The sequence below is a fragment of the Hydrogenophaga sp. genome, assembly GCF_051007235.1.
Taxonomy (GTDB): Bacteria; Pseudomonadota; Gammaproteobacteria; order Burkholderiales; family Burkholderiaceae_C; genus Hydrogenophaga.
Genome location: NZ_JBPCSJ010000317.1, coordinates 1 through 8891 on the forward strand (window position 1 = coordinate 1; position 8891 = coordinate 8891).

9 protein-coding genes and 1 pseudogene are annotated in these 8891 nt (G+C 63.6%); all 10 read left to right on the forward strand.

The features are described 5' to 3' along the window. Window positions 1-79: 79 nt before the first annotated feature. Window positions 80-1207 carry a hypothetical protein gene (locus ACR2JA_RS11150; RefSeq protein ID WP_434009151.1) on the forward strand — a complete coding sequence of 376 codons (1128 nt, stop codon included), beginning with the start codon at window positions 80-82 and terminating at the stop codon, window positions 1205-1207. Window positions 1208-1489: 282 nt separating this feature from the next. Beyond that, window positions 1490-1918: a CopD family protein gene (locus tag ACR2JA_RS11155; protein WP_434009152.1), complete on the forward strand. Its 429-nt coding sequence runs from the start codon at window positions 1490-1492 to the stop codon at window positions 1916-1918. A 4-nt stretch (window positions 1919-1922) separates the two neighbouring features. Further along, complete coding sequence (locus tag ACR2JA_RS11160; protein ID WP_434009153.1) at window positions 1923-3035, forward strand: VanZ family protein; 1113 nt, start codon at window positions 1923-1925, stop codon at window positions 3033-3035. Between the two features lie 9 nt (window positions 3036-3044). Further along, complete coding sequence (locus ACR2JA_RS11165) at window positions 3045-3383, forward strand: (2Fe-2S) ferredoxin domain-containing protein (protein WP_434009154.1); 339 nt, start codon at window positions 3045-3047, stop codon at window positions 3381-3383. A 53-nt stretch (window positions 3384-3436) separates the two neighbouring features. Continuing rightward, window positions 3437-4057, forward strand: a pseudogene (locus ACR2JA_RS11170) (alpha/beta hydrolase); the annotation flags it as partial. 70 nt (window positions 4058-4127) lie between these two features. Continuing rightward, window positions 4128-5279 carry a D-alanyl-D-alanine carboxypeptidase family protein gene (locus tag ACR2JA_RS11175; RefSeq protein ID WP_434009155.1) on the forward strand — a complete coding sequence of 384 codons (1152 nt, stop codon included), beginning with the start codon at window positions 4128-4130 and terminating at the stop codon, window positions 5277-5279. Between the two features lie 146 nt (window positions 5280-5425). Then, entirely contained in the window at window positions 5426-5803 is a 378-nt protein-coding gene (rpsL, locus tag ACR2JA_RS11180; protein WP_056266875.1) for a 30S ribosomal protein S12, read from the forward strand. A 152-nt stretch (window positions 5804-5955) separates the two neighbouring features. Further along, entirely contained in the window at window positions 5956-6426 is a 471-nt protein-coding gene (gene rpsG, locus ACR2JA_RS11185; protein ID WP_434009156.1) for a 30S ribosomal protein S7, read from the forward strand. A gap of 98 nt (window positions 6427-6524) precedes the next feature. Continuing rightward, window positions 6525-8627: an elongation factor G gene (gene fusA / locus ACR2JA_RS11190; RefSeq protein WP_434009157.1), complete on the forward strand. Its 2103-nt coding sequence runs from the start codon at window positions 6525-6527 to the stop codon at window positions 8625-8627. A gap of 148 nt (window positions 8628-8775) precedes the next feature. Continuing rightward, the coding region (locus ACR2JA_RS11195) for a GTP-binding protein (protein WP_409641244.1) at window positions 8776-8891 on the forward strand (116 nt) is incomplete at its 3' end.

Sequence of the window (8891 nt, forward strand, 5' to 3'; positions counted from 1 at the left end):
AGGCCCACCCGGCAGCAGGCTGGCCCGTCTTTTCCCGCAGGGATGCGTCAGGTCGTCGACATCTCACCAGAAGCCTTTCATGCCGCCAAACAGAAAAATCAACGCGGGACCATCGGGGTCTGCCAAATCGGGAGGAAGCAGCGAGACCGATGCGTGGTCGCTGGACGACCACTGGCCCAGCCTGATCTCCGGGCTGGCCGACCAGATCACCGAGGGTGTCAGCGCGCTGCAGCAGCAGATCGACCAGCTCCTGGCCCGTGGCCGCATCAGCAAGGCAGAACACCGCACATTGAGTATCCCGGCCGAGCGCATCAAGCTGGCCGGCGTCGGTGCCCAGCAGGTCACCCGCTTCTACAGCGGTCGCATCCGCCAGACCCACGAGAAGGTGGACATGGCAGTGCTGGTGGAAGGCGTGCTGCAGGAGCGCAAACAGGAACTGGGACTGCTGGGCATCGCGCTGCGCCGCAAACTCAAACCGGTCGAGGTGCTGATCGACCCCACGGTGGCCCATACCTTCGTCAACGCCGTGCTTGACTGGGGTCTGCCGTTTGGCAACCGGGTGGATGTGCGCATGGACCTCAACGCCTGGCCGCAGCACGCGCGCCTGCAGGTGCGCGTGTCCAACGACGGCGTGCCGCCCTCCAGCGCCGCCAGTCCCGACAACCTCAGCTGGATACTGATCCGCCAGATCGCCCTGACGGCTGGTGGCATCGAGATCGACCGCGAGATGGACCAAGAAGGGGTGGGATTCACCGCCCTGTTCACCCGCACTGTGCAGGCGGTGGACGGCATTTCGGCGGTGGACCTTTCGGACGAGCAGTCCTCCATGTTCAAGTCGCTTTCCGGCACCTACGTGCTGACCATCTCGCCGAGCCTGCAGATCCGGGCCGATGTGCGCGACGCGCTGCGCGAGATCGGCATCTCGTCCGACAGTGTGGTGGACTTCAACCAGGCGCGTGAGGCGATCAAGAGCCGCATGCCCAACCTGATCGTGGTCGATTCCGAAATCAAGGACGACGCCTTCGAGTCCTTCCGGCACGACCTGCTGCGCGAGGTGTTCGAGTTCCCCTTCGTGGAAATCTCCCCGGACGACAGCTCGTTCGACATGTCCGGCTTCGGGGAGTTTTCCATGGCCAAGGTCGGGCGCGGCAACATCCGGGAAGCCCTGGGGACGGCCGTGATGTTCGAGCTGGCCAAGATGATGTAAGACCTTGGTATTCGCTATCGTTCAAATAGCCGAGATGTGGGGCGACCCCTGTCAGATCTGACAGGTTTTGCTTGGAAGCCCGCTGAATTATGTTGTAACATTCATACCGGACGAACCGAAAGGCAAGTCCCCCGCTTTTCCTCCCTGAGCGGGTGCCTTAGTGTGTGACAGCAAAAAGGCTTATCCACCCGGCCCTTGTGGGTCGGGTTTTTTTTCGTCTGCGCGCAGCGCCAGTGCCGGCCTGCTCGGCCAGGCGGCGACCCTGGGCACTACACTGCCGCCATGCTTTGGGTCAAAACTTTCCACATCGTGTTCATCGACAGCTGGTTCGCTGGCCTGTTCTACTTGCCACGCATTTTTGTGAACCTCGCCATGGTGCCACCCGAGAGCGTGGCCGAGCGCGAGCGCCTGATGCTCATGGCGGGCAAATTGTTTCGCTTCATGACGCTGCTGGCCGTGCCGGCGTTGGCGCTGGGTTTGTGGCTCTGGCTGGGCTACGGCATTGGCATGGGGCCGGGCAACGGCTGGATGCACGCCAAACTGTTGTTCGTCGTTTTGCTGCTGGGCTATCACCACGCCTGCTGGACGATGCTGCGCAAATTCCGCAACGGCCAGAACCGCCGCAACCACGTCTGGTACCGCTGGTTCAACGAAGCGCCTGTGGTCATGATGGTGATCGTGGTGGCGCTGGTGGTGGTCAAGCCTTTCTGACGGGGTGCAAGCGGCTGTGCAAGCGCGCTCGTCGGCCTGGACACTGGCGCTGATCTTCACCGGGCTGGTGCTCTACGCCAGCCTGTACCCCTTCGAGGGCTGGCGAGCACAGGGTGTTTCTCCTCTGGCCTTTTTGTGGGCCCCTTGGCCCCAGTACTGGACGGGCTTCGACCTGTGGTCCAACCTGGTGGGCTACATGCCGCTCGGTTTTTTGCTGGCGCTGGGCATGATGCGCGCCGGTTGGGGCGCCTGGTCGTGGCCGTTGGCGGTGCTGTGGTCGCTGCTGCTGACGCTGCTGGTCGAAACCGTGCAGAACTACCTGCCCATGCGCGTGCCGTCCAACGTGGACCTGGGGCTCAATGCCGCTGGCGCCCTGGTGGGGGCCAGCGCTGCCTGGGTGCTGCAGCGTTTGGGGGCTTTGCGGCGCTGGAGCCAATTCCGTGCCGACTGGTTCTTTCCGCAGGCCCATGGCGGTCTGGTGTTGCTGGCGCTCTGGCCGGCTGCTCTGCTGTACCCGGCTTCGGTGCCGTTCGGACTGGGGCAGGTGTGGGAGCGGCTGGAGGCTGGGCTGGTGCGGTTGCTGGCCGATACGCCCTTTCTGGCCTGGGTGCCGCTGCGGGCCGACGAGGCGCTGCCACTCAGCCCCCTGGCCGAGGCGTTTTGCATCGCGCTGGGGCTGCTGGCACCCTTGCTCATGGGGTACGCTGACTTGCGTTCGGTGGGGCGCCGCGGTGTTTTCCTGGTGATGTTGTTTGCCTGCGCCCTGGGCGTGTCGGGGCTTTCGTCAGCACTCACTTACGGGCCGTCGCACGCATGGTCCTGGATCACGCCGCAGGCCGGGGTCGGCATGGGGCTGGCGCTGCTGCTGGGCCTGCTGTGTTTGACGCTGCCGGTCAGGCTGTGCCATGTGGGCCTGCTGCTGAGCCTGGCAGTGTCGCTGAGTCTGCTGAACCGGGCGCCGGTCAGCCCGTACTTTGCGCAGTCGCTGCAGGTGTGGGAGCAGGGGCAGTTCATTCGTTTCCATGGGTTGTCCCAGTGGCTGGGCTGGGCGTGGCCGTTCGCGGCGCTCTGGCTGTGCGTGCGTGCGCTGGCCCGGCCACCCGGGCGCGCCGACTAAAATCCCGCCATGGCTGACAACAATTCTTATTACGAGCGTCACATCTTCTTTTGCCTGAACCAGCGCGACAACGGCGATGCCTGCTGCGCGCAACACCAGGCGCAAGAAGCGTTTGACCGCTGCAAGTCGCAGGTCAAGGCGCTGGGGCTGGCCGGGCCGGGCAAGGTGCGCGTGAACAAGGCGGGCTGTCTGGACCGTTGCGCGGGCGGGCCGATCGCGGTCGTCTACCCCGAGGCGGTCTGGTACAGCTTCGTCGACGCGAGCGACATCGACGAAATCGTCACCTCCCATCTGCGCGATGGTGTGGTGGTGCAGCGCCTGCAGACCCCGTCCGACGTCGGGCGCTGAGTGCGCCCACCCCCTCCCCGGCCGCCGAGGGCGGCCCAGCCCGGAGCGCGCCCATGAACGCCCAGACCGCATTTCTGCTGCAAGACGGCCCTGCTGGACAGATCGAGGTCGCCATCGACCGGCCGGAAGGCGCGCCGTTGGGCGTGGCGGTGATCGCGCACCCCCATCCCCTGCACGGCGGCACGCTGACCAACAAGGTGGTGCAGACGCTGGCGCGCGCCTTCGTGCTGGCGGGCTGGACGGCTGTGCGCTTCAACTTTCGCGGTGTGGGACGCAGCGAAGGCGTCTACGACGAAGGGCGCGGCGAGCTGGACGACCTGCTGTCGGTCGTGCGCGCCCAGGCGCCCGATGGGCCGCTGTGCCTGTCCGGTTTTTCGTTCGGGGCTTTTGTCACCAGCCACGCCGCCGCCCAGTTGCAGCCCCAGCGCGACGTTCAGCGACTGGTGCTGGTGGGCACGGCGGCCAGCCGTTTTTCCGTGGCGGCCGTGCCGCCGGAACTTCACCTGCGCAGCCTGGTCATCCACGGCGAGCTGGACGACACCGTGCCGCTGGCGTCGGTGATGGACTGGGCGCGTCCCCAGAACCTGCCGGTGCTGGTGGTGCCCGGTGGCGGACATTTCTTTCATGGCCAGCTGCCGTTGCTGCGGGAACTGGTTTTGCGTCATCTGCGCGCATTAGGGCGTCGCGGTTTTTCTTCTCTTTGTCAGGGTCTAGATGTCTTTGCGTCGTTGGTTTTCTCGATGGATGTGTGTGTGGGCCGCTGTGGCGGCCTTTTCTGCGTCGGCGCAGGCGCCGCAGCCCCCCGAAATCGCTGCCCGTGCCTACCTGTTGGTGGACGTGACCGCCGGTCAGGTGCTGGCCGCCAAGGACGCCGACAAACCGGTCGAGCCCGCATCGCTGACCAAGCTGATGACCGCCTACATCGTGTTCGACGCGCTCAAGGCCGGCAAGATCAGCCTGACGCAGACCTTCCCGGTGAGCGAGCGCGCGTGGAAGATGCCGGGCTCGCGCATGTTCATCGATCCCAAGATGCAGGTGCCGCTCGAAGACTTGATCAAGGGCATGATCGTGCAGTCCGGCAACGACGCCACCATGGCGCTGGCCGAGGGCGTGGGCGGCTCGGCAGAGCGGTTCGTGCAGATGATGAACGATCAGGCCAAGGCGCTGGGCATGAAGTCCAGCAGCTTCAAGAACCCCGAAGGTTTGACGGTGGCGGGGCATATGACCACTGCGCGTGACCTGGCCACGCTGGCCACGCGCCTGATGCGCGACTTCCCCGAATACGTCGGTTACTACGCGATCCAGCACTACCGCTACCCGGGCACGCCGGCGGCCAACGACACCAACCGCAACCTGCTCCTGTTCCGCGATCCGAGTGTGGACGGCCTCAAGACCGGTCACACCGATGCGGCGGGCTACTGCCTGGTGGCCACGGCGCGCCGCGCGGTGCCTGCGCTGGGAACTGGTGCCCAAGGCCAGCGCCGCTTGCTGAGCGTGGTGTTGGGTGCGGCCAGCGAGAACGCCCGTGCGGCCGAGAGCCAGAAGTTGCTGAACTGGGGCTACACCGCATTCGATGCGGTGCGACTGGTGGCTGCGGGCCAGCCGGTGGCCAGCCCGCGGGTCTGGAAGGGGCAGGCCGCCACCGTCAAGCTCGGCCGCCCCGACGGTGTGGTCGTGGCCGTTCCGGCGGGTGAAGGTGGCAAGCTCAAAACCGAGGTCGCCCGCCCCGACCCGCTGGTCGCGCCGCTGCTGCGTGGTCAGGCGGTGGGCACGCTGCGCGTTTCGCAGTCCAACGGGGCACTGGTGGCCGAGGTGCCGCTGACGGTGCTGGAAACCGTGGAAGAAAGCGGCCTGCTGGGCCGTGCCTGGGACGCGTTGCGTCTCTGGATTCAGTGATCCTGCATCGCTTGTGCGGCGGGGTCCGCCAGCCGGCCAGCGCCTGGTTTGGCGAAAAACAGACCGCGTGATATAGTCGAAGGCTCTTCGGAATTTTCCGAGGGGTTTTCGTCTTCGCTTTTTTCAAACGTTTAGGTACGTTTTCAATGCCAACCATCAACCAACTCGTGCGCCACGGCCGGGAGGTCGAAAAGACCAAATCCAAGAGCCCGGCCATGGAAAATTCGCCGCAGCGCCGTGGCGTGTGCACCCGTGTGTACACCACGACCCCCAAGAAGCCCAACTCCGCTCTGCGTAAGGTCGCCAAGGTGCGCCTGACCAACGGTTTTGAGGTCATCTCCTACATCGGCGGTGAAGGTCACAACCTGCAGGAACACAGCGTGGTGCTGGTTCGCGGCGGTCGTGTCAAGGACTTGCCTGGTGTGCGTTACCACATCGTGCGCGGTTCGCTGGACCTGCAAGGCGTGAAAGACCGCAAGCAGTCTCGCTCCAAGTACGGTGCGAAGAAGCCCAAGGCCAAGTAATTCTGGTTTTTCGGTGTTTGGCTGGCCGGCAAGCCGCGCCAAACGAAGTGACCCCAAAGCGCCATGTCGGCGTCGGGTCGAGTAAGTGAGAGCCTTGCTGGGTTCTCGCGGTGTCTGAAAAGACGCCAACTGAAGCAAATTTGAGGTGAAACATGCCACGTCGTCGCGAAGTCCCTAAACGTGAAATCCTGCCGGATCCCAAGTTCGGCAACGTCGAGCTGTCCAAATTCATGAACGTGATCATGGAAGGCGGCAAAAAAGCGGTCGCAGAACGCATCATCTACGGTGCTCTGGACACCATGGAAAAGAAAACAGGCAAAGACCCTGTGGAGCTCTTCTCCATCGCCATCAACAACGTCAAGCCCATGGTGGAAGTCAAGTCCCGCCGCGTGGGTGGTGCCAACTACCAGGTCCCCGTTGAAGTGCGCCCTGTCCGTCGTCTGGCGCTGTCGATGCGCTGGATCAAGGAGGCTGCCCGCAAGCGCAGCGAGAAGTCCATGGCCATGCGCCTGGCCAACGAGCTGGTGGAAGCCACCGAAGGCCGTGGCGGTGCCATGAAGAAGCGTGACGAAGTGCACCGCATGGCCGAAGCCAACAAGGCCTTCAGCCACTTCCGCTTCTGATGTATCGGGCTCTCCGAGGGCCCGTCATCTCATTCAGAAGCAAGCCCGCGGGCCCCATGAGGGCCGCGGGCTTTGGTACTTAATTTTGGAGAATTTTCATGGCACGCAACACGCCTCTTGAGCGTTACCGCAACATCGGTATTTCGGCGCACATCGACGCCGGCAAGACCACCACGACCGAGCGCATCCTGTTCTACACGGGTGTGAACCACAAGATCGGTGAAGTGCACGACGGCGCCGCCACCATGGACTGGATGGAGCAGGAGCAGGAGCGTGGCATCACGATCACCTCCGCTGCCACGACCTGCTTCTGGAAGGGCATGGACATGTCGTTCCCCGAGCACCGTTTCAACATCATCGACACCCCCGGCCACGTGGACTTCACCATCGAGGTGGAGCGTTCCATGCGCGTGCTGGACGGCGCCTGCATGGTGTACTGTGCCGTGGGCGGCGTGCAGCCCCAGTCGGAAACCGTCTGGCGCCAGGCCAACAAGTACAAGGTGCCGCGTCTGGCCTTTGTGAACAAGATGGACCGCACCGGTGCCAACTTCTTCAAGGTCTACGATCAGATGCGCCTGCGCCTGAAGGCCAACCCCGTGGCCATCGTGATCCCCATCGGCGCTGAAGACAACTTCACCGGCGTGGTCGACCTGCGCAAGATGAAGGCCATCATCTGGGACGAAGCGTCCCAGGGCATGAAGTTCACCTTCGAAGAGATCCCCGCCAACCTCGTCGAGCAGGCCAAGGAATGGCGCGAGAAGATGGTGGAAGCCGCGGCCGAAGCCTCTGAAGAGCTGATGAACAAGTACCTGGAAGAAGGTGACCTGTCCGAAGCCGAAATCACCGCTGGCCTGCGCGCCCGCACGCTGGCTTGCGAAATCCAGCCGATGCTGTGCGGTACCGCCTTCAAGAATAAGGGTGTGCAGCGCATGCTGGACGCCGTGGTCGAACTGCTGCCCTCGCCGGTGGACATTCCCCCGGTCGGCGGCACCGATGAAGACGAACAGCCGACCAGCCGCAAGGCCGACGACGAAGAAAAGCTGTCCGCCCTGGCGTTCAAGCTCATGACCGACCCGTTCGTGGGTCAGTTGACTTTCGTGCGTGTGTACTCGGGCGTGCTCAAGAAGGGCGACACCGTTTACAACGCGGTCAAGAACAAGAAGGAGCGCATCGGCCGTATCGTGCAGATGCACGCCAACAACCGCCAGGAAGTGGAAGAAATCCGCGCAGGCGACATCTCCGCCTGCGTGGGCTTGAAGGAAGTGACCACGGGTGAAACCCTTTGCGATCCGTCCGCCATCATCACCCTGGAACGCATGGTGTTCCCGGAGCCGGTGATTGCCCAGGCTGTCGAACCCAAGACCAAGACCGATCAGGAAAAGATGGGCATCGCCCTGAACCGCCTGGCCGCTGAAGATCCGTCGTTCCGCGTACGCACCGACGAAGAATCGGGTCAGACCATCATCGCCGGCATGGGCGAGCTGCACCTGGAAATCATCGTTGACCGCATGAAGCGCGAATTCGGTGTGGAAGCCAACGTCGGCAAGCCCCAGGTGGCCTACCGCGACACCATTCGCGGCACCGTGGAAGAAGCCGAAGGCAAGTTCGTGCGCCAGTCCGGTGGTAAGGGTCAGTACGGCCACGTCGTGCTGAAGATCGAGCCGCAAGAAGCTGGCAAGGGTTTCGAGTTCGTCGACGCCATCAAGGGCGGTGTGGTGCCGCGCGAATTCATTCCCGCCGTGGAAAAGGGCATCAACGAAGCCCTGGGTCAAGGCGTGTTGGCCGGTTATCCGGTGGTGGACGTCAAGGTCACGCTGCACTTCGGTTCGTACCACGATGTGGACTCGAACGAACTGGCCTTCAAGATGGCCGCCATCTTCGGTTTCAAGGAGGGCTGCCGCAAGGCCCAGCCCGTCATCCTGGAACCCATGATGGCCGTGGAAGTGGAAACGCCGGAAGACTACGCCGGTACGGTGATGGGCGACCTGTCCAGCCGTCGCGGCATGGTGCAGGGCATGGACGACATGGTCGGCGGCGGCAAGGCCATCAAAGCCGAAGTGCCCCTGTCTGAAATGTTCGGCTACTCGACCTCGCTGCGCTCTGCAACGCAAGGCCGCGCCACCTACACGATGGAGTTCAAGCACTACGCTGAAGCTCCCCGCAACGTGGCCGAAGCCATCGTGGCTGCCCGCGCCAAGTGATCCCCGGTCCTGTGCAGCCCGCGCTGCGCAGGACTTCTTTTTCATGGTCTTTGGCGCCGCGCAAGCGGTTGGTGGGCTGCCCGTGGCCAACCAGTGCTGGAAACCTTAAACACACACGGGTTTTGTTCTTTCAACAGAGGTATTTGCAATGGCAAAAGAGAAATTTGAGCGGACCAAGCCGCACGTGAACGTGGGCACCATTGGTCACGTGGACCACGGCAAGACGACCCTGACGGCTGCCATCACCACGGTGCTGGCTGCCAA

Coding starts and splice junctions, on each gene's coding strand:
- rpsG (WP_434009156.1), top strand. CDS start 5,956: ATGCCACGTCGTCGCGAAGTCCCTAAACGTGAAATCCTGCCGGATCCC.
- ACR2JA_RS11155 (WP_434009152.1), top strand. CDS start 1,490: ATGCTTTGGGTCAAAACTTTCCACATCGTGTTCATCGACAGCTGGTTC.
- rpsL (WP_056266875.1), top strand. CDS start 5,426: ATGCCAACCATCAACCAACTCGTGCGCCACGGCCGGGAGGTCGAAAAG.
- ACR2JA_RS11150 (WP_434009151.1), top strand. CDS start 80: ATGCCGCCAAACAGAAAAATCAACGCGGGACCATCGGGGTCTGCCAAA.
- fusA (WP_434009157.1), top strand. CDS start 6,525: ATGGCACGCAACACGCCTCTTGAGCGTTACCGCAACATCGGTATTTCG.
- ACR2JA_RS11165 (WP_434009154.1), top strand. CDS start 3,045: ATGGCTGACAACAATTCTTATTACGAGCGTCACATCTTCTTTTGCCTG.
- ACR2JA_RS11175 (WP_434009155.1), top strand. CDS start 4,128: ATGTGTGTGTGGGCCGCTGTGGCGGCCTTTTCTGCGTCGGCGCAGGCG.